We start from the raw sequence: 20643 nt of genomic DNA on the forward strand, positions 1-20643 counted from the left end.
AGGTTTTAAAAACCTGTCGGGTTTAATCATTAATAGATACACTATTTCACTTCATAAATAAATGATTCTGAAGGCGCTATATCAACGATAACAGTTCCTTCTCCATTGTTTACAACCAAAACATTTTTCTTATTCAAATACAATTGATCTGTAAGCACATATTCACTATCTTTTAAATTCCATTTTAAAATAACATCAGATGGAATCTTCAAATTAAACGCACTTGTTTTTTCAGAAGAAAAATTCGCAACTACAATCAGTTTTTGATTTTCAGACCAACGAACATAAGAATAAAGTAATTCGTCATATTCCGCATTATTCTGGCGATTTACAGATTGGATTTCCTGAAAATCTCCCATTAAAGCCGAACTGTTAATCGAAAAATTTAGCAATCGTTTGTAAAAATCACGAAGACCTTTTTCGGAATCCGATAATTTTCCTCCATCAAATTTTCCGTCATTCATCCAGCGTTGGTGATTGGGAACCCCAATATAATCAAAAATTGAAGTTCTGGAATGCGTTCCAAAACCTGCATTTTCGTTTCCTGCCTCACCTACTTCCTGTCCAAAATAAACCATTGTTGGCGACGTACTAATTGTTGTTGAAACCACCATTAAAGGCTTTCCTCTTTCCGGTGTTCCAGCAAATTCAGGACTTGCTAAACGCTGTTCATCGTGATTATCTAAAAAGTGAAGCATATTGTGTTCAATATCAAACATTCCTCTCTGAATATCAGACAATCCATCAGGATTTGATTTTCCACGAATAATCTCTTTCAATTTATCATACGTTTCGACCTTATCATACAAATAGTCCATTTTTCCTAAACGAATATAATTTCGATATTCATTCGGGTTATATACTTCTGCCAATAAAAAAGCATTTGGATTTTTCATTTTTATAGCCGAGTTCATGTAGCTCCAAAACTCATACGGAACCATTTCGGCCATATCATAACGAAAACCATCAACACCTTTTGCGGTCCAGTACAAAGCAATAGATTTAAATTTTTTCCAGGAATCCGGTACATCTTTATCTTCCCAAAAAGCAAAATGTTCGCGATACGATTTCTGATCAAATCCTGCCGGGAGTTCCGGAAAATCTTTAGATCCGTCAGGGCGAATTCCATAATTTACTTTTACCGTTTCGTACCAATCATTTTGATCCGGTTTTACTTTACGCGAGCCGTTTCCTGTCCATTTTGCAGGATTTTCATCAAATACACCATCAACAAGCGGATTTTTTTCTCCGTTTAACGGAATATCATTGTCCGGAATTTCAAAATGCTGATTCGGGATATAATAAAAATTATTATTTCTATTATATTCAACATTCACATCGTCATTGGCGCCAAAATCCTTAATACCTTCAGGATTATTTTTTCCTTCATACTTTCGGGCAATATGATTGGGCACAATATCTATTATTAATTTTAAACCTGCTTTATGCGTACGCCCGATCAAATCTTCAAATTCCTGTAATCTATTAGCTGGATTCACTGCCAGATCAGGATTTACATTATAATAATCCTTAACTGCATATGGCGATCCTGCACGACCTTTTACCACTTCAGGATCATCATCAGAGATTCCGTAAGCTTTATAATCTCTTACCAAAGCGTGGTGCGGAACGCCGGTATACCAAATATAAGTAACGCCCAAATCTTTTATTTCGTGAAGTGCTTTATCTGTAAAATCATTAAATTTACCAACACCATTTTCCTCAATTGTTCCCCAGGGTTTATTGGTTGTATTTTTATTTCCAAACAAACGGGTAAAAACCTGATATACTACAATTTTCCTATCAGTAGAAGCTTCTTCTTTTGCTGTATTCATTTTAAAATCTTTGGTTTTACATGCAGAAAACAGCATGCTTGCAGCCAATCCCGTAATAAAAACTTTTTTGTTGATCATATTCATTTAAACTAATTTTTCCTGATTAAAGATTCTACCAATAATCCTTAAACTATTCTCTAAATTTAGACTTATTTTTATATTGGAAAGAACCTAAAATCAATTTTAACCCTATTTCAATTTAAAAAGCTAAACTACAACGAAAGAGTCCCTTATTTTGTTGATAAATTAAACATCAGCAGAATCACTTATCGCTACACATATTTTCATTTATAAATTAATCTTAATATCACTAAAGGTTGTAACCTTTTTCATAAATTTGACAAAAATTTAATCAATTGAAGAAATCACTCTTTTTCATATCCTCTTGTTTGCTTTTGTTAAGCGTTCAATTCATTTTTGCTCAAGCACCAAAGCCAAAAGTAATTAATATTGAAAATTCAGATTTAGTAGAAGTAAATCAGGATTTAGTACCTGACGGGGTTTTACTAACCGGAAATGTAAAAGTAAATCATGACGGAGTTGTATTAACCTGTAATAAAGCCTACTTTTTTCAGAAGGAAAATTATCTTAAGGCTTTTGGAAATGTACAATTAGTTCAAGGTGATACGCTATTCCTAAACAGTAAATATGCTGAATATAGTGGAAATCTTAAAAAAGCTTTCGCAACCGGAGATGCAGTAATGAGTTCTCCAGATGCTACTTTAAGAACAGATACAATTAATTTTGACCGAAATATTCAACAGGTTTTTTACAATACAAAAGGTACAATTGTAAATAAAGACAATACATTAGTGAGTAAATCGGGAAGGTATTTTGTATCCGAAAAGAAATTTCAATTCCTTACAGAAGTTACCATTACCAATCCTAAATATGTTATAAAGTCAAATCATCTGGATTATTACAGTAATTCCGGACATACTTATTTATTTGGCCCTTCGACCATTACCAGTAAATCGAATTATATTTATACTGAAAAAGGATTTTATGACACCAAGAAGAATCTTGCACATTTTTTAAGGAAATCATACATTAAATATGACGATCGACGAATAGAAGGAGATAGTTTATATTATAATCGAAATATTGAATTTGCCTCTGCAACACGAAATGTAAAAATTACAGATTCAATAAATCGAGGAATTGTAAAAGGTCATTATGCTGAAATTTACAAACTGAAAGATTCTATGTTTGTAACCAAAAGAGCCGTTGCAGTGAATCTTGTCGAAAATGATTCGGTTTATATTCACGGAAAAAAATTAATGGTTACAGGAAAAGAAGGCGAACGAATTTTGAGAGCGTATAATAATGTTCGTTTTTATAAAGTAGACATGAGCGGAAAATGCGATTCGATACATTCGAACTCAAAAACTGCTTTGACAAAACTAATTGGAAATCCAATTTTATGGAATGGTGAAAATCAAATCACCGGAGATGTTATGCACTTAATAGGTGATAATAATACCAAGAAATTAGACTCCTTAAAAGTGCTTAATAATACTTTTATAGTCTCGCGGGACACCCTTGGAACCGGCTTTAATCAGGTCAAGGGACTCAATTTGTTTGGCAAGTTTCTGGATGGTAAATTACATGATGTTGATGTTATCAAAAATACTGAGGTCATTTATTATATGCGTAATGACGCCAATGAACTTATTGGAATCAATAAAAATGTAAGTAGTAAAATCAATCTTATCTTAGAAAATAATGCGGTAGAAACCATCACATTTTTTAATAAAGTTGATGGTGATGTTTACCCTGAAGCAGATTTGCCGGAAAATGCACGTAAACTAAAAGGTCTTCGCTGGCGTGGAGACGAACGAATAAAATCGAAAGATGACATTTTTACCGCCGAAGACAATGAACTAAACGACAAATTAGTACAGGAAGGAAAAGACGAAGAAGCCAAGGATAAAAATACCCCAATGAAAGTTAGGAAAGAAACCCTGGATTATGACAAAAAGAAGCCTGCTGCGAAACCAAGCACCACGAAAGCAAACACTAAGACTAAGAAATAGTTTTCAGTCGCAGTTTTCAGTTTCTTATCTTTACCTAAAATTAGTTACAGTAGCAGTTTCCAGTTTAGAAACTTTGCCAACTTTGCATTTTAATAATATAAACTTGACTCCAGCTTTGCAACCATTGCGTAAAACTTTGCGATCTTTGGGGTTAAATTCAGTCACAGTATTTAGTCGCAGTATCTAGTCACAGTTTTCAGTTTCATACTGAAACCGAAAACCGAGACTGAGACTAAACTTGAAACCTGAAACTTTTAAAATAAACAACAAGTGAATCCAGATTTTATAAAATACCAGGCACAAACTTCTCCTTATCCGTTAGGAATGGAAGTTTCACATGCCATTGGTTCCTATATTTACGATACAACAGATAAAAAATATTTAGATTTTGTTGCCGGTGTTTCCGCTTGCACACTTGGACATCAGCACCCAAGAGTAAATCAGGCGATCAAAGATCAGCTGGACAAATATTCGCATGTTATGGTCTACGGCGAATATTCGCAAAGTCCTGCCGTTCAATATTGCAAATTACTGGCTTCACTCCTACCGGAATCTCTAAATAAAACCTACTTAGTCAATTCAGGTACAGAAGCAATTGAAGGCGCACTAAAATTAGCCAAACGCACCACAGGTCGCAGTCAGCTTATCTCTTGTCACAATGCCTATCACGGTAATACGATGGGATCTATGAGTGTTATGGGATTTGAAGAGCGCAAACAAGCTTTTCGTCCTTTGCTTCCGGATGTTGATTTTGTTACCTTCAATAACATAGAAGATTTACAAAAAATAACTACCAAAACAGCCGCCATACTTTTAGAAACTATTCAGGGAGGTGCCGGATTTATTCAGCCGGAGAATGATTATCTTCAAAAAGTCCGCAAACGTTGCGATGAGGTTGGAGCGATGATGATTGTAGACGAAATTCAGCCAGGTTTTGGAAGAACCGGTAAACTATTTGGTTTTCAAAACTATGACGTAGTTCCTGACATTGTAGTTATGGGAAAAGGAATGGGTGGCGGAATGCCGGTTGGAGCTTTTACGGCTTCGGCAGAAAAAATGGATCTCCTCACCGAAAATCCTAAACTGGGACATATAACAACCTTTGGAGGTCATCCTGTCATTGCGTCAGCTTGTCTGGCTACTTTGCAGGAATTAACTGAGACAAACTTGATGCAAGATGCCTTAGACAAAGAAAAACTCTTCAGATCACTTTTGGTACATCCTTTGATAAAGGAAGTTAGAGGAAAAGGATTAATGCTCGCCGCCATGACTGAAACTGCCGAAATAACCAATCAGGTTATTTTAAACTGTCAGGATAAAGGCCTCATCTTATTCTGGTTGCTGTTTGAAGGATGTGCAATTAGAATAACACCGCCATTAACCATTTCTGAAGAAGAAATAAAATCAGGTTGTGCCATAATCTTAAATGTTATGGATGAAATATTGAAAAAAGAACAAGTAGTTTAATTAGGAGCTATTTCCTGCTCCCGAAGTTTCGGGACGCTAAATCTTTTGTCCGCCGCGGCGGAAACAAAAGGATATCGCTGCCATCAGGGCTAGAACTCCGGATTAAAAACAAAATATAGAATAATAATTAAATTTAATCTTTTAAATATCAAAAGATTATAACTTAAAACAGAATAGGAATTCTGTCCATATTGTTAATTAAATTGTTCACAACAATTAATTCTCATTCCTCACAACAATAATATGGTTGCCTAAATTTATAACAGGCTAATTTCAAATAAAGACAAGTATGCAATTAAGCAACGAAGAAGAAGATTATAACCTATCCTTATCCAAATTTGAGTCGATGTTAAAAACTAACAAAGTACTCTTTTTTGATTCTGAAGAATTTGAAGAAATTATTCTTCATTATTTAGATATAGGCAAGGCTAATTTAGCAAAGAAGGCCTTGAAACTTGCATTAGACCAACACCCAAAATCTACGGGCTTAAAATTAGTACAAGTAGAAATGTTGGTTTACGACGACAAACTGGAGATCGCCGAGAAACTCTTAAATGAGTTATATGCAATCGAACCTAACAACGAGGAAATTTACATCCAGAAAGCGAATATCTGTTCTAAAAGAGATCAACACGAAAAAGCGGTAGAATTACTTAAAATTGCCCTGCAATATACTGACGACTACGCTGATGTGTACAACTTGATTGGAATGGAATATCTTTTCATGGATAACCTTGAAATGGCAAAAGATAGTTTTATCAAATGTCTTGAAGAAGATTTAGAAGATCAATCTGCCTTATATAACGTGGTATATTGTTTTGAATTTTTAGATCAAAATCAGGAAGCCATTGTATATTTAAACGAGTATATCAATAAAAATCCTTACAGCGAAATCGCATGGCACCAACTTGGCCGCCTGCATTATGGTGTAAAAGAATATGAAAATGCTATTCGTGCTTTTGATTATGCAACCCTGATCGACGATGAGTTTTTGGGTGCTTTCATGGAAAAAGCAAAAGCCTATGAGCGTTTGAAAAAATATGCTGAAGCGATCGAAAGTTACAACCGTACAATCGAACTGGACGACGCGACATCTTATGCGTTATTGCGTATTGGTAAATGTTACGAAAAATTAGGCAACGCCGTAAAAGCGCTTCAATATTATAATCAAACAGTACATGAAGATCCGCTTTTAGACAAAGGATGGATTGCCATTACTGATTTTTATGTTCGTCAGAAAAATTTTCAAAAAGCATTATTTTTCGTCAATAAAGCATTAGCAATCGACAATCAAAATAAGCTTTACTGGAAACGTTATGCGACGATCAACAAACAAATGAATTTCTTTGAAGAAGCAGAGTTTGGCTATAGGAAAGCAGTAGAATTTGGAGATTATGCTCTGGACACCTGGTTGTTCTGGGTTGATATTCTTCAGTTTTTAGGTGAATTCGAAAGTGCAATTCAAACTTTATTACAGGCTTCTGAATATTTTCCTGAGGAAAATGAAGTAGAATATCGTTTAGCAGGATTGTATTTCATGATTCAGGAAAATACAAAAGCAAAGTTCCATTTAAGCAATGGTTTACGTTTAAACTTTGATAATTACATCTTGATCGAAGACTTATTTCCGGTAGTATGGTCAAAAAAAATGGTTAAAAATTATATCGAAAAACATAGAAAACAATAATGATTGATATTTTAAGAAGACGTTTTGGCTTGTTAGGCCGTAATATTAGTTACTCATTTTCAAAAGGATATTTTACAGAAAAATTTAGTGATGAAGTTTTTGCCGGCAACAGCTACGAGAATTTTGACATCTCTGAAATTAATGATTTTACTGAATTAGTAAAAAACAATCCCGATTTAAAAGGGTTAAATGTTACAATTCCCTATAAAGAACAAGTTATCCCATTCTTAAATAAACTGTCAAAAAAGGCCGCTTTAATAGGCGCCGTAAATACCATTAAATTTACCAAAAACGGAAAATTAAAAGGATACAACACAGACTATTATGGTTTCAAAAAATCATTAGAACCATTATTAGAGCCACATCATAAAAAAGCACTTATTCTAGGCACAGGCGGCGCTTCAAAAGGTGTCGCTTTTGCTCTGGATGAACTTGGAATACCGTATACGTTTGTCTCAAGAGAAGCTAAAGAAAATATTATCGATTATAATTTAATAAATGCTACTACTTTTGACAATTTTCAAATTATAATTAACTGCACTCCTGTTGGAACAAGCCCTAACATTGAAGCATGTCCTGATCTACCTTATGAGTTTTTTACTGACAAACATATTGCATATGATTTAATATATAATCCTGCAGAGACTCAGTTCCTTAAAAACGCTAAAGAAAAGGGCGCAGTAATAAAAAATGGTTACGATATGCTTATTTTTCAGGCAGAAAAAGCCTGGAAAATCTGGAATAAGTAAAAAAGAATACTATAAATAAAAAACAATCTGGTTTTATTTGTAATTTAGACTACTCATTAATAAGTAGTTATGAATAAATTATACTTTTTTTATTTATCATTCTTTTTAATTACTTTTTCGATAAAAGCTCAGGATACTTTAGAACGAAAAAAAAATCCTTACACAGAGGCACGTTATCATTATTATCTAAAAACTATTTTATTTTTTAATGAATATCTCGATACCGATTCCGGATCATATAATACTACACAGCTTCGGTTTTTGCACCCTATTGCAAACCAAGCCTGGAATTTAAGAGTAGATCTGCCTCTTATATCTACAAACACTTCATCTGTAAATAAAACCGGAATTGGTGATATTGGTATTGGCATCAGTTATATCCCTTATTTAGATCACAGCAAAGGTATTGCCTTCAGAACGAGGGTAATTTCAAATTCTGCTGTAGATCCCGCATTTGGTACAGGAAAATGGGTTTTCGCCCCCGCATTATTTTATGGTACATATTTCATAGAAAAAAAGATGCTCTGGATTGCTTCGTTAGAAAACCAATTGAGTTTTGCCGGATCTGAGAATCGACAAAATATAACTACAACGGCATTCGAAAACTACTTTATGTACATCATTGGAAAAAACTGGATTGCTGCTGACGTTGCTTTTCGATATAATGCAACCAACAAAGGATATCCCAATAATGCTTTTGTAGAATTTGGTCGAAAATTCACTTCAAATAACATGTTTTACATTCATCCCAGCATTGCATTTGGTGGTCAGAAAACATACAATTATGGTATTGAAGTTGGATTTCTAACGTTGTTTTAGTTATAAAAATTTAAAATTCTATATTAGTTTTTGAAAAATTAAATACTTTAAAATTTAAATTAAATTCAAAAAAAACAGCAAAAAAATTCATATCATATTTGTAAAATTGTATAAAAAATAAGAATTTAATCGAAAAATAGTGTATAAACAAACGAATTATTTTGTATTTAGAAACACCTTTACTATCTTTCGCTCTGTTTAAAATAAAAACCTTATACATTTAAAATGTTAGAAGAAAAGAATGATAACCTGCAGGAAGCAGACGGAAAAGTAGAAATCGAAATTAACGATTCTGTACAAGAGAATGCAATTGAAAAATTGGAGCCTGAAACAGTTGCCGAAAATCCAGTTTCTGAAACTGAAAATGAAGTAGAAAATACAACTGAACCAACTGAATCCAACCATCAGACTGCATTAGACGCGATAACAAACTCGAATGCCGAAGAAAGTGAAGATGAAACGCTAAAAGAGCGTCATGATATTCCTATGCAGGATTATGATACTTTCTCTTTGGATGCACTTGTTGATGAGCTTAAAAAACTGATCAATACAGATAAAGTAATGTCTGTAAAAGATCATATCGAAGAAATTAAAAAGTCATTTTTATTACAATACAATCATCTTCTGGAGGAGAAAAAAGAAGAATTTAACGCTTCTAAACAAGATCCTAATGAAGAATTTGAATATCACTCTCCGTTAAAAAATAAATTTGACGAATATTACAATGTTTTCAGAGAAAAAAGAAATGCTCATTTCAAGCATTTACAAACCAATCTAAAAACAAATTTAGAAAACAGGCTTGCGATAGTTGAAGAGCTTAAAGAACTTATTAATCCGCAGGAAAACATCAAAGACACTCTTAAACATTTTAATGATTTAAGAGAAAGATGGAAAAATGCCGGAGCAATCCCAAAAGACAAATACAATCACGTTTGGAATAATTATCATTTTCACGTTGAAAATTTTTACGATTACCTGCATTTAGACCGTGAAGCAAGAGACTTGGATTTTAAATACAATCTTGAGCAAAAGCAAAAAATAATTACTCGTGTCGAAGAATTAGTAAATGAAACTGATATCAGTAAATCATTTAGAGAGCTACAAGATTTACACCGAATCTGGAAAGAAGATATTGGACCAGTTTCTAAAGAACACCGCGATACAATATGGAATAAATTTAGTGAACTAACTAAAAAAATCCATGACAAAAGAGAAGTTTTGTTTGAAAGCCAAAGAGCAAACGAACAAAAAAATCTTGAAGTTAAAAAAGAAATTATTGCCAAAATTGAGGTTTTAGGTACTGAAAAAGTAAACTCCCACTCACAATGGCTAGTACAGATTCAGAAAGTAGAAGCGCTTAGAAATGAGTTTTTTGCTGCCGGAAAAGTACCTTCTGAAGTTAATGAAGAAACATGGGCTGCTTTTAAAACTGCCGTTAGAAACTTTAATTCTTTTAAAAATTCATTTTACAAAGACATTAAAAAGGATCAAAACGACAATTTGAATAAAAAAATGGCTCTTGTTGCAAAAGCCAAAGAATTGCAGGAAAGTACAGATTTTGCTGCCACTACTCCAATCATGAAACAAATTCAGGAAGAGTGGAAACAAATTGGACACGTTCCTAAAAAATATTCAGATAAAATCTGGAAAGAATTCAAAGATGCATGCAATCATTATTTTGATAAATTAAAAGAGCACAAATCAGAAGAAAACGTTGATGAAGTTGCTGCTTTCGATAATAAAAAAGCATACTTAGACATTTTAAGAGCTTACCAATTAACAGGCGATCACAAAACCGATCTTGATGCTATTAAAGCGCATATCGAAATCTGGAAAGGCTACGGAAAAGTTCCTTTTTCAAGACGTCATATCGAAGGAAAATTCAATAAAATATTAGATGCACTTTTTGAAAAATTAAGTTTGAGTAAAAAAGAAACTGAAATGATGCGTTTCTCTAATAGAATCGATTCTTTATCTGACAGTAATGATACTCGTAAATTAGATAATGAAAAGATTTTCTTAATGCGTAAAATTGAAGAAGTTCAAAATGAAATTTTCCAATTAGAGAACAATATTCAGTTTTTTACGAATACAAAAAATGCCAAAAAAGAAAATTCTATCGTTCTTGAAGTACGCAAAAACATCGCTATTCATAAAGAAAGCCTTGAACTTTGGAAAGATAAATTGAAACAATTACGTAACCTGGGTCAGGAATAACGTTTTTAAGTTTCTAGAATAAATAAAAAGGTGTAATGATATATTTCGTTACACCTTTTTTATGTTAAAACGTTTTTTTTTACCGCAAAGAACACAAAGGTTTACGCAAAGTTAGCAAAGCTAAATACACATACAGCTTTGCGAACTTTGTGTTTTCATAACCGCAATGCAAAATAAAACCTTAGCGTTCTTTGCGGTAAAACTCACTCCAACATTTATCTCATTTCAACCTGAAACCTGAAACCTGAAATCTGAAACATAAAAATAAACCCCAAACCTTAACATTGCCAATTCAACTTCATAAAACTATTCTGTAAAATATTTATTATATTTGATAACCACATCATCTTTTGATGATCAATAAGATGAACAAATTCAATTATTAATCCTAATAACGACGAAAAATGAAATTTACAAGAAAAGCAAATGCCAACTGGAAAGGAACCGGTATGGAAGGAACCGGAAAAATCAGTACTCAAAGTACCACATTAGATAATGCACAATTATCATTTAAAACCAGGTTTGCAGACGGAGTTGGAACTAATCCTGAAGAATTGGTTGCTGCAGCGCATTCAGGCTGTTTTACAATGCAATTAAGCTTTTTACTTAATGAAGGCGGCTTTACTGCAGATGATTTAAATACAGAAGCTACAGTAACTTTTGAAGACGGAACAATAACTTTGATACATTTAGACTTAAAAGGCAAAGTTCCTAACATTTCAGCTGAAGAGTTTGAAAAAACAGCAGCAAAAGCAAAAGAAATCTGCCCGATTTCTAAACTTCTAAATACTACGATTACGCTTTCTGTTACTTTACTATAAGTTACTTAAATAAATTATGAGCATAAAAAAAACCATTCACCGCGGTGAATGGTTTTTTTTATTTTATAAAATCCTTTTAGAATTACATTGTAGCTTTTAAAGCTTTTGCTTCAGCAGTCATTTCTAACGCTTTATAAACACCTAATAATGTTTTAGAAACATCTTCGTTTTTAGGATCTAATTCATTTGCTTTTTTAAGGTAAGGAATAACTCCTTTAAAAACATTTTCTCTTTGTGCTTTCAACACATCGTAACGTTTCATATCTTTTGCAGAAGTACCCAATTTATTCATCTCATCAATAATTGGTTTTTCAGCTTCTAATTTCAAAGCTGCCAGGTTAAGATAAGCATTTGCATAGTTTGGATTAATCTCGATAGCTTTCAAATAATATTTCTCAGCATCAGCATTATTCTTCGAATTTGCACTAATAACTCCTAAATTAAATACTAAATCAGCATTGTTTGGTTCTTTTTGCAAAGCTTCACCAACTAATTTTTTGTAAGTTTCAAAATCTTTAGATTCTAAGTATAAGTTAGCTTCTGTAAGAATTAAAGAAGCATCATCCGGATTTGCTTTTCTTGCATCAGCGATAGCTTTTTTAGCATCTTCGCTACGTCCTTTTTGAACTAAAATTAAAGCTAAGTTTTTATAAATTTCACCTCTTTTAGAAGGAATAGCTTCAGTTTTAGGCTTTTCGTGAGTTCCTAATTTTACCGCTAAATCTCTGTCTTTAGCACTATTAAAACCGTCCTCGTTACCTGAAATTTTATTTACAGCAGTATAACTAGTTCCTTTTCCTGAATAGTTTAATTTTTTTAATTCTTCGTACATTGGTAATGCAAGATCAAAATCCTGAGCATTTACTGCTGTTGAAGCTGCGTAATATAAATTGATTGTATCATTTTTATCTAACAAATAAGCATCATACAATTTTTTTGCTCCTTCAGCATGTTTGGTAGCCTGAGAATCTGCAATAGCTGAGTTAATCAGTTTTCCTTTAATCTCAGTGATTGAAGCTGCAGCCTGAGTTGAATATTTCACTTTTCCAGATGCTTTTTCAACGTCGATTAGTTTTTTATAGCTTTCAGCTGCAAGAGACAAGTTTTTACTTTCTTCAACTTTTTTATTTGCTAATTCTAAGTAAGCATTTCCTTTTACAAAATAGTATTGTGCCTGCTCAACATCTTTGGCATTTACAACCAGGTTTTCAGCATCTTTCAAAATAGCAATCGCTCCTTGTGCGTCTCCTCCTTTTAATGCTTTTTCAGCACTTTTTATCTGATCTTTTTGAGCAAAAGTAGCTACTGAAATCAATAATGCTGACGCAAGTATTACATATTTACTTTTCATAGTATTCAATTTGTGGTTTTTAATTTTAATTTTCGTAATTGTTATTTTTATTCTTCAGATTCTTCTTCTTCAGAATCATCTTCATCTTCTACATCTTCTTCAGAATCATCATCCTCATCATCTTCTACAGTTCCGTCATCTTCAAGAACTTCTAAATCCGGTTTTACTCTTTCGATAGCAGATTCAATAACATTTCCATCTTCATCAACAACAACTTCTGCAACATCGTCTTTCATAACTTTTGTTACAGCAGCGATAGAATCTTTACCTTTTAAGTTAATCAATCGAACACCTTGCGTTGCACGACCCATTACACGTAAATCTTCAATTGCCATTCTGATTGTCAATCCGGATTTATTAATGATCATTAAATCATCAGCATCAGTTACGTTGCTAATAGAAATTAATTTTCCAGTTTTTTCTGTGATATTAAGCGTCTTAACACCTTTACCACCACGGTTTGTGATTCTGTAAACATCTTCTCCATCGTCATCAACTAATTTAGTACGTTTACCGTATCCGTTTTCAGTTACAACTAAAATCTGTGTATCGTTTACATTTTCTTTATCAACCGTAACCATACCAATTACTTCATCGGTATCGTCTTTTAAGGTAATTCCGCGAACTCCGGAAGCTGTTCTTCCCATCGGACGCGTTTTGGTTTCTTCAAAACGAACTAATTTACCGGATTTAACAGCCAGGATAATTTGGCTTTCTCCGTTAGTTAATTTTGCTTCAAGTAACTCATCACCTTCTTTAATAGTAATTGCAGCAACACCATTTACCCTTGGTTTAGAATACTTCTCTAAAGATGTTTTCTTAACCTGACCTTGTTTTGTCACCATTACAAGATTATGACTGTTGATATAATCTTTGTCTTTTAAGTCTTGTGTACAAATGAAAGCTTTTACTTTATCATCACTTTCAATGTTTACTAAGTTCTGGATTGCTCTACCTTTTGCAGTTTTGCTTCCTTCAGGAATTTCGTAAACACGCATCCAGAAACATTTTCCTTTTTGCGTAAAGAACATCATATATTGGTGATTGGTTGCAACGAACATATGCTCAAGAAAATCCTGATCTCTTGTTCCTGCGCTTTTTTGACCAACTCCACCTCTATTTTGAGTTTTGTATTCTGTTAAGTTAGTACGTTTGATGTAGCCAGCGTGAGAAATTGTAATTACTACATTTTCATCTGCAATTAAATCTTCGATACTTACATCTCCACCAGAATATTCGATTTGAGAACGACGCTCATCTCCGTATTTGTCACGAATTTCTTCAAGCTCTTCTTTGATTAAGTTTGTTCTTAAATCCACATCTGCCAATAACGCTTTCAAATGCTCGATTAACTTCATTAATTCGTCATATTCAGCTCTTAACTTATCTTGCTCCAGACCTGTTAACTGACGCAAACGCATCTCAACAATTGCACGAGCCTGAATATCTGATAAATTGAATCTTTCGATTAATTTCTCACGAGCTTCTTCAGTATTTTTAGAACCTCTGATGATCGCAATTACTTCATCAATATTATCAGAAGCGATAATTAAACCTTCTAAAATGTGAGCTCTTTCTTCTGCTTTACGCAATTCAAAACGAGTTCTACGAACCACTACATCATGACGGTGCTCGATAAAATAGTGAATCATATCTTTTAGATTCAACATTTGTGGGCGACCTTTTACTAATGCAATATTATTTACACTAAAAGAAGATTGTAATGATGTAAATTTATATAAGGTATTCAAAACTACGTTTGGCGTAGCGTCACGTTTCAGGATATAAACGATACGCATACCATTTCTGTCTGATTCGTCACGAATGTTCGCAATACCTTCAATTTTTTTATCGTTAACTAAATCAGCCGTACGTTTGATCATTTCAGCTTTGTTCACCTGATACGGAATCTCCGTTACGATGATACATTCTCTTCCGTCAACTTCTTCAAAACCAACTTTTGCACGCATTACAATACGTCCTCTACCGGTTTTAAAAGCTTCACGAACTCCTTCATAACCATATATTACACCACCGGTTGGAAAATCGGGAGCTTTAATATGTGTCATTAATTCGTCAACTTCAATATCGTTATTATCAAGGTACGCTAAAGTACCATTGATAACTTCAGTTAAATTGTGTGGAGGCATATTTGTTGCCATACCAACTGCAATACCTGTTGCTCCGTTTACTAATAAAGTAGGAACTCTTGTAGGCATTACTTTTGGCTCATATAATGTATCGTCAAAGTTCAATTGAAAATCAACTGTTTCTTTTTCGATATCTGCCATAATATCTTCAGAGATTTTACGCATTCTGGCCTCAGTATAACGCATCGCTGCAGGACTGTCACCATCAACAGAACCAAAGTTACCCTGACCATCCACTAATAAATAACGCATACTCCATTCCTGAGCCATACGAACCATTGCATCATAAACAGAAGTATCCCCGTGTGGGTGATACTTACCCAGAACCTCTCCTACGATTCTTGCAGACTTTTTGTGGGCAGATCTTGAAGTTACACCTAAATCATACATTCCGTAAAGAACTCTTCGATGCACTGGTTTCAAGCCATCTCTAACATCAGGAAGCGCTCTCGATACAATTACTGACATCGAATAATCGATGTAAGCTGATTTCATTTCATCTTCAATGTTAATAGGAATTAACTTTTCTCCTTCAGACATAAGTTGTTATGTTTAAATAATTATATTAGTTTCAAAGCGTGCCAAGATACGTTTTTTTGGAATTTTTTCAGCTATTTACTTACACTTATTTCAATGATTTATTAACAACTTTATTTTAGCTTTTAGTTAATAAATTAAGCACATTTTAACGCTTTTATTGCTATTTTTTTTGTCTCTTAGCTGTCAGGAGTTCCTTAAGGGTATGGTTTTTGTTTTTCAAACACTAATTCACTAAATTTACAATACCAATTATATATTATGGATGATAATTTTTCACCAAGAGTAAAAGATGTTATTACCTACAGTAAAGAGGAAGCCTTACGTTTGGGCCACGACTTTATTGGTACTGAACATCTAATGCTAGGCATTTTAAGGGATGGAAACGGAAAAGCTATTCATATACTTAATAACCTAGCAGTCGATTTAGATCATTTACGCAGGAAGGTAGAAATACTGAGTCCGGCCAATCAGAGCGTTGAAGTAAATGCCGAAAAGAAAAATCTTCATCTTACGCGTCAGGCGGAAAGAGCACTGAAGACAACTTTCCTTGAAGCTAAAGTATTTCAGAGCTCGTCTATCAGTACGGCGCACTTGCTATTATGTATCTTACGAAACGAAAACGATCCAACAACCAAGCTGTTGAATAAGCTAAAAATAGATTATGACATAGCTAAAGAACAATATTTAAATATGACTCCAAACGAAGAAGAATTCTTAGAAAACTTGCCAAGAAACGAATCGTATAATGATGATTCAGGACAAGATGACAGTCTTAAAGAAAGTAGTTTTAATAATCCAGCCAATAAGTCAAACAAAAAATCCAAGACTCCGGTTTTAGATAATTTTGGGAGAGATTTAACAGAAATGGCCGAGGAAGGAAAACTAGATCCGGTTGTAGGACGCGAGAAAGAAATCGAACGTGTTTCTCAAATTCTAAGCCGTAGAAAAAAGAACAATCCGCTTTTAATTGGAGAGCCTGGAGTTGGTAAATCTGCTATTGCAGAAGGACTTGCACTACGTATTATCCAAAAGAAAGTATCTCGTATTCTTTTCAACAAACGTGTGGTTACACTTGATCTTGCCAGTTTAGTAGCAGGAACAAAATACCGTGGTCAGTTTGAAGAAAGAATGAAAGCCGTAATGAACGAGCTGGAGAAAAATGATGATATCATTCTTTTCATTGACGAAATCCATACTATTGTAGGTGCTGGCGGAGCAACTGGTTCACTTGATGCTTCGAACATGTTCAAACCTGCTTTGGCAAGAGGAGAAATTCAATGTATTGGTGCTACTACTCTTGATGAGTACAGACAATATATCGAGAAAGACGGTGCTCTTGAAAGACGTTTTCAGAAAGTAATTGTAGAACCAACATCTGTTGAGGAAACTATTGCAATTTTGAACAATATTAAAGACAAATACGAAGATCACCACAATGTTACCTATACCCAGGAAGCTATTGAGGCTTGCGTTAAATTAACAAACAGATATATGTCTGAGCGTTTTTTACCGGACAAAGCTATTGATGCTCTTGACGAAGCCGGATCTCGCGTACACATTACTAATATTGATGTTCCTAAACAAATTCTTGATTTAGAGCGTCAGTTAGAAGAAGTTCGTGAAATGAAAAACATGGTAGTCAAAAAACAAAAATACGAAGAGGCTGCCAAACTTCGCGATGATGAAAAACGCATTGAAAAAGATCTTGCTGTTGCACAAGAACAATGGGAAGAAGATTCTAAAAACAACAGAATTGAAGTTACAGAAGACAATGTAGCCGATGTTGTTTCTATGATGACTGGAATTCCTGTAAACAGAATTGCACAAACAGAAAGCAACAAACTGGCTAAATTACCTGAATTGATTCAGAACAAAGTAATTGGCCAAAACGAAGCGGTTCTTAAAATTGCCCGTTCTATTCAGCGTAACAGAGCCGGACTTAAAGATCCTAACAAACCAATTGGTTCGTTTATTTTCTTAGGTCAGACTGGAGTTGGTAAAACTCAATTGGCAAAAGTTCTTGCAAAAGAATTATTCGATTCTGAAGATGCGTTAGTTCGTATTGATATGAGTGAATACATGGAGAAATTTGCTATTTCTCGTTTAGTTGGAGCGCCTCCGGGATACGTAGGATATGAAGAAGGTGGTCAATTGACTGAAAAAGTTCGTAGAAAACCATATTGTGTGGTACTTTTAGACGAGATCGAAAAAGCGCATCCGGATGTGTTTAATATGATGCTTCAGGTTTTAGATGACGGATATTTAACGGATAGTTTAGGTCGCAAAATCGACTTTAAAAATACTATCATTATCATGACATCAAATGTTGGAGCACGTCAGTTAAAAGATTTTGGACAAGGTGTAGGATTCGGAACTGCTGCGAAAGTAGCTCAGGCAGATGAAAACTCTAAAAGCATTATCGAAAACGCATTGAAAAAAACTTTTGCACCAGAATTCTTAAACAGAATTGACGACGTAATCGTATTTAATGCATTAGAAAAAGGCGATATTGATTTGATTATCGAAATTGAGCTTGCTAAACTTTATTCTCGTATTGCAGAGTTAGGATACAAGCTTAATCTTACTGATAAAGCCAAAGCATTTATTGCTGAAAAAGGTTTTGACAGGCAGTTTGGAGCACGACCTCTAAAAAGAGCCATCCAGAAATATGTTGAAGATTTGTTAGCAGAAGAAATCATAACTTCTAAAATACATTCAGGTGATGAAATCTTAATGGATTTAAAAGATGATTCTCAGGAACTTTCAGTAGAAATACACAAAGCTGAAGAACCTACAAATTTGTAAATAATTTAAATTTTATAACAAATATAATTTACCCGTTACGTTTTCATAACATAACGGGTATTTTTTTTAGAAAAATTACTATCTTTAGTAAAAGCAAATAGCTATTTTTGGCTATTAAATTCTATAAAAAACAAATAATAACGTATGCTTCAAAACAAAGTCATTTTAGGTAGCGAAGAATGGTGCTCATTTCCAGAACTAGGAATCCCAACAATAAAAGCTCGTGTGGATTCCGGTGCTAAAACTTCGGCAATGCACGCTATAAACATAGCTCCTTTTATTAAAAATGATGCCAATTGGGTGAAATTTGATATTAATCCAATTCAGAATAATATTAAAACCATCATTCATTGCGAAGCTCCGTTGGTTGACAAAAGAATAGTAAAAAGTTCAAGCGGTTTCAGAGAACATCGTTATGTTATTCAGACCAGTATAAAACTTGGCGATATAAAATGGCCAATAGAAATGACATTGACCAACAGGGATTCAATGGGTTTTCGTATGCTTTTAGGCCGCGAAGCGATGAGCGGACGTGTATTGGTTGATCCGCAGGAAAAATATTTATTAGGACAACCTTCTACTGAAACATTAAAAGAATTATATCAAAATTCAGAAAAAGCGACTTCAGGTTTACGAATTGGACTTTTAGCCAGTAATCCGGAATTGTACAGCAATAAAAGAATCATGGAAGCAGGCGAAATGCGTGGCCATGAAATGCATTTTTTAAACATCAAAGAATGTTACATGAAACTGGACGCTAAAACTCCGGAAATTCATTACCGTGGCGGAAAAATATTAAATCAATTTGATGCTATTATTCCAAGAATTCGACCAAGTATTACTTTTTATGGTTGTGCATTAACACGTCAGTTCGAAGCATTAAAAGTTTTTGTTTTAAACTCAGCTACAGCGATTACACAATCACGTGATAAATTATACTCTTTGCAATTGCTTTTGAATAGCGGAATCGATATACCAACAACAGGATTTGCCAATTCTCCTCTTGATACTGACAACTTGATCAAAATGGTTGGAGGTTCGCCTTTAATTGTAAAATTATTAGAAGGCACACAAGGAAAAGGAGTTGTTCTTGCAGAAACTAAAAAAGCAGCAGAAAGTGTTATCAATGCCTTTAAAAGCTTAAATGCCAATATACTTGTTCAGGAATTCATCAAGGAAGCAAACGGAAAAGATATTCGTTGTTTTGTAATTGATGGTAAAGTGGTTGCTGCCATTCAGCGTGAAGCGATGCCAGGAGAATTCAGGGCAAATATTCACCTTGGAGGAACTGCATCAGTTATCAAAGTAACTGCTGAAGAAAAACGAATTGCTATAAAAGCTGCAAAAGCTATGGACTTAAAAGTAGCAGGAGTTGATATTATTCGTTCTTCAAAAGGACCATTATTACTGGAAGTAAACTCTTCTCCGGGACTTGAAGGAATCGAAGGCGCAACAAATAAAGATATTGCAGGAGAAATGATCAGAGCGATAGAGAAAAATTTCAAAATAGTTCATTAGTTCATTCGAGCTTAATATCCTTTAATTATTTTAGCAGCTTTGTCAGAGTTTAAACTTTGACAAAGCTTTTTTTAATTCAAATTCTAAAAAAATGTTTGTATTTCCTTACTTAGATATTATTTTCAGAAGTGCTGCCGTTTATTTTTTCATGACAATTGCATTGCGCATTTTTGGTAAAAAAGAACTTTCGCAATTGAATACTGCCGATATTATTTTGATTTTATTGATTAGTAATTCTGTTCAAAATGCAATGGTTGGCCCAGACACAAGTCTTTGGGGAGGTTTGGTTGCTGCATTGGTTTTGTTCATTATCAACTTTATCATTAAAAAACTAACTCACAAATACAAAATACTAAACGATTTACTTTTAGATAAACCGGAAATCTTAATTCATGACGGAAAACTTGATTTTGATGCTTTAAGTAAATTAGATATTTCTCACGACGAATTAAAAGAAGCCATGCGCGAACATGGTTTAGAACACTTTACAGATGTCAAACTTTGTATGCTAGAAATCGACGGAACGATTAGTGTAATCTCTGAAGATAAAAAGAATCTTAAGCAAACTAACTACAAACGAAAACACAATCGCAAGAATCTGCAAAAACAATTTTAAAATTAAACGACTAAAAATCAGTTAGTTAATTA

General features: G+C 33.7%; 13 protein-coding genes. 10 read left to right on the forward strand and 3 right to left on the reverse strand.

Annotated features, from left to right (window positions below; all coding sequences use genetic code 11):
* Positions 1–41: 41 nt before the first annotated feature.
* Complete coding sequence (locus tag BXU01_RS02525; protein ID WP_083691550.1) at positions 42–1913, reverse strand: alpha-amylase family glycosyl hydrolase; 1872 nt, start codon at positions 1911–1913, stop codon at positions 42–44.
* 278 nt (positions 1914–2191) lie between these two features.
* Here BXU01_RS02525 and BXU01_RS02530 point away from each other — a divergent pair, with 278 nt between their 5' ends.
* The 7 genes from BXU01_RS02530 to BXU01_RS02565 all read left to right on the forward strand — a co-directional run bounded on the left by BXU01_RS02530 (position 2192) and on the right by BXU01_RS02565 (position 11631).
* A complete protein-coding gene (locus BXU01_RS02530) occupies positions 2192–3871 on the forward strand; it encodes an OstA-like protein (protein WP_369819519.1) in 1680 nt (559 codons plus the stop codon).
* A 270-nt stretch (positions 3872–4141) separates the two neighbouring features.
* On the forward strand, positions 4142–5338 hold the full coding sequence (locus BXU01_RS02535; protein WP_083691552.1) for an aspartate aminotransferase family protein: 1197 nt from the start codon (positions 4142–4144) through the stop codon (positions 5336–5338).
* A gap of 289 nt (positions 5339–5627) precedes the next feature.
* A complete protein-coding gene (locus tag BXU01_RS02540; RefSeq protein ID WP_083691553.1) occupies positions 5628–7025 on the forward strand; it encodes a tetratricopeptide repeat protein in 1398 nt (465 codons plus the stop codon).
* Positions 7025–7774 carry a shikimate dehydrogenase gene (locus BXU01_RS02545; RefSeq protein ID WP_083691554.1) on the forward strand — a complete coding sequence of 250 codons (750 nt, stop codon included), beginning with the start codon at positions 7025–7027 and terminating at the stop codon, positions 7772–7774. Before BXU01_RS02540 ends, BXU01_RS02545 begins: the two co-directional genes overlap by 1 nt.
* Before the next feature lie 69 nt (positions 7775–7843).
* Positions 7844–8593, forward strand: coding sequence for a lipid A phosphoethanolamine transferase (locus BXU01_RS02550; RefSeq protein ID WP_083691555.1), 750 nt, complete (start codon positions 7844–7846; stop codon positions 8591–8593).
* A 225-nt stretch (positions 8594–8818) separates the two neighbouring features.
* Positions 8819–10810: a DUF349 domain-containing protein gene (locus tag BXU01_RS02560; RefSeq protein ID WP_083691557.1), complete on the forward strand. Its 1992-nt coding sequence runs from the start codon at positions 8819–8821 to the stop codon at positions 10808–10810.
* A gap of 404 nt (positions 10811–11214) precedes the next feature.
* Positions 11215–11631 carry an OsmC family protein gene (locus BXU01_RS02565; RefSeq protein ID WP_055098073.1) on the forward strand — a complete coding sequence of 139 codons (417 nt, stop codon included), beginning with the start codon at positions 11215–11217 and terminating at the stop codon, positions 11629–11631.
* Positions 11632–11713: 82 nt separating this feature from the next.
* Here the strand turns inward: BXU01_RS02565 and BXU01_RS02570 are convergent, their stop codons facing one another.
* Together BXU01_RS02570 and gyrA are read right to left on the reverse strand one after the other, a co-directional pair.
* Complete coding sequence (locus BXU01_RS02570; protein WP_083691558.1) at positions 11714–12982, reverse strand: tetratricopeptide repeat protein; 1269 nt, start codon at positions 12980–12982, stop codon at positions 11714–11716.
* A gap of 47 nt (positions 12983–13029) precedes the next feature.
* Complete coding sequence (gene gyrA / locus BXU01_RS02575) at positions 13030–15672, reverse strand: DNA gyrase subunit A (protein ID WP_083691559.1); 2643 nt, start codon at positions 15670–15672, stop codon at positions 13030–13032.
* Positions 15673–15930: 258 nt separating this feature from the next.
* Between gyrA and BXU01_RS02580 the strand changes: the two genes are divergently transcribed.
* The 3 genes from BXU01_RS02580 to BXU01_RS02590 all read left to right on the forward strand — a co-directional run bounded on the left by BXU01_RS02580 (position 15931) and on the right by BXU01_RS02590 (position 20611).
* Positions 15931–18477 carry an ATP-dependent Clp protease ATP-binding subunit gene (locus tag BXU01_RS02580; protein WP_055098076.1) on the forward strand — a complete coding sequence of 849 codons (2547 nt, stop codon included), beginning with the start codon at positions 15931–15933 and terminating at the stop codon, positions 18475–18477.
* A gap of 144 nt (positions 18478–18621) precedes the next feature.
* Positions 18622–19995 carry a 30S ribosomal protein S6--L-glutamate ligase gene (gene rimK / locus BXU01_RS02585; RefSeq protein WP_083691560.1) on the forward strand — a complete coding sequence of 458 codons (1374 nt, stop codon included), beginning with the start codon at positions 18622–18624 and terminating at the stop codon, positions 19993–19995.
* Positions 19996–20086: 91 nt separating this feature from the next.
* The gene (locus tag BXU01_RS02590; protein ID WP_083691561.1) at positions 20087–20611 is read left to right on the forward strand and encodes a DUF421 domain-containing protein; all 525 of its coding nucleotides are present in this window, start codon (positions 20087–20089) and stop codon (positions 20609–20611) included.
* Positions 20612–20643 lie beyond the last annotated feature (32 nt).

The organism is [Flexibacter] sp. ATCC 35103 (assembly GCF_001975985.1).
Lineage (GTDB): Bacteria > Bacteroidota > Bacteroidia > Flavobacteriales > Flavobacteriaceae > Flavobacterium.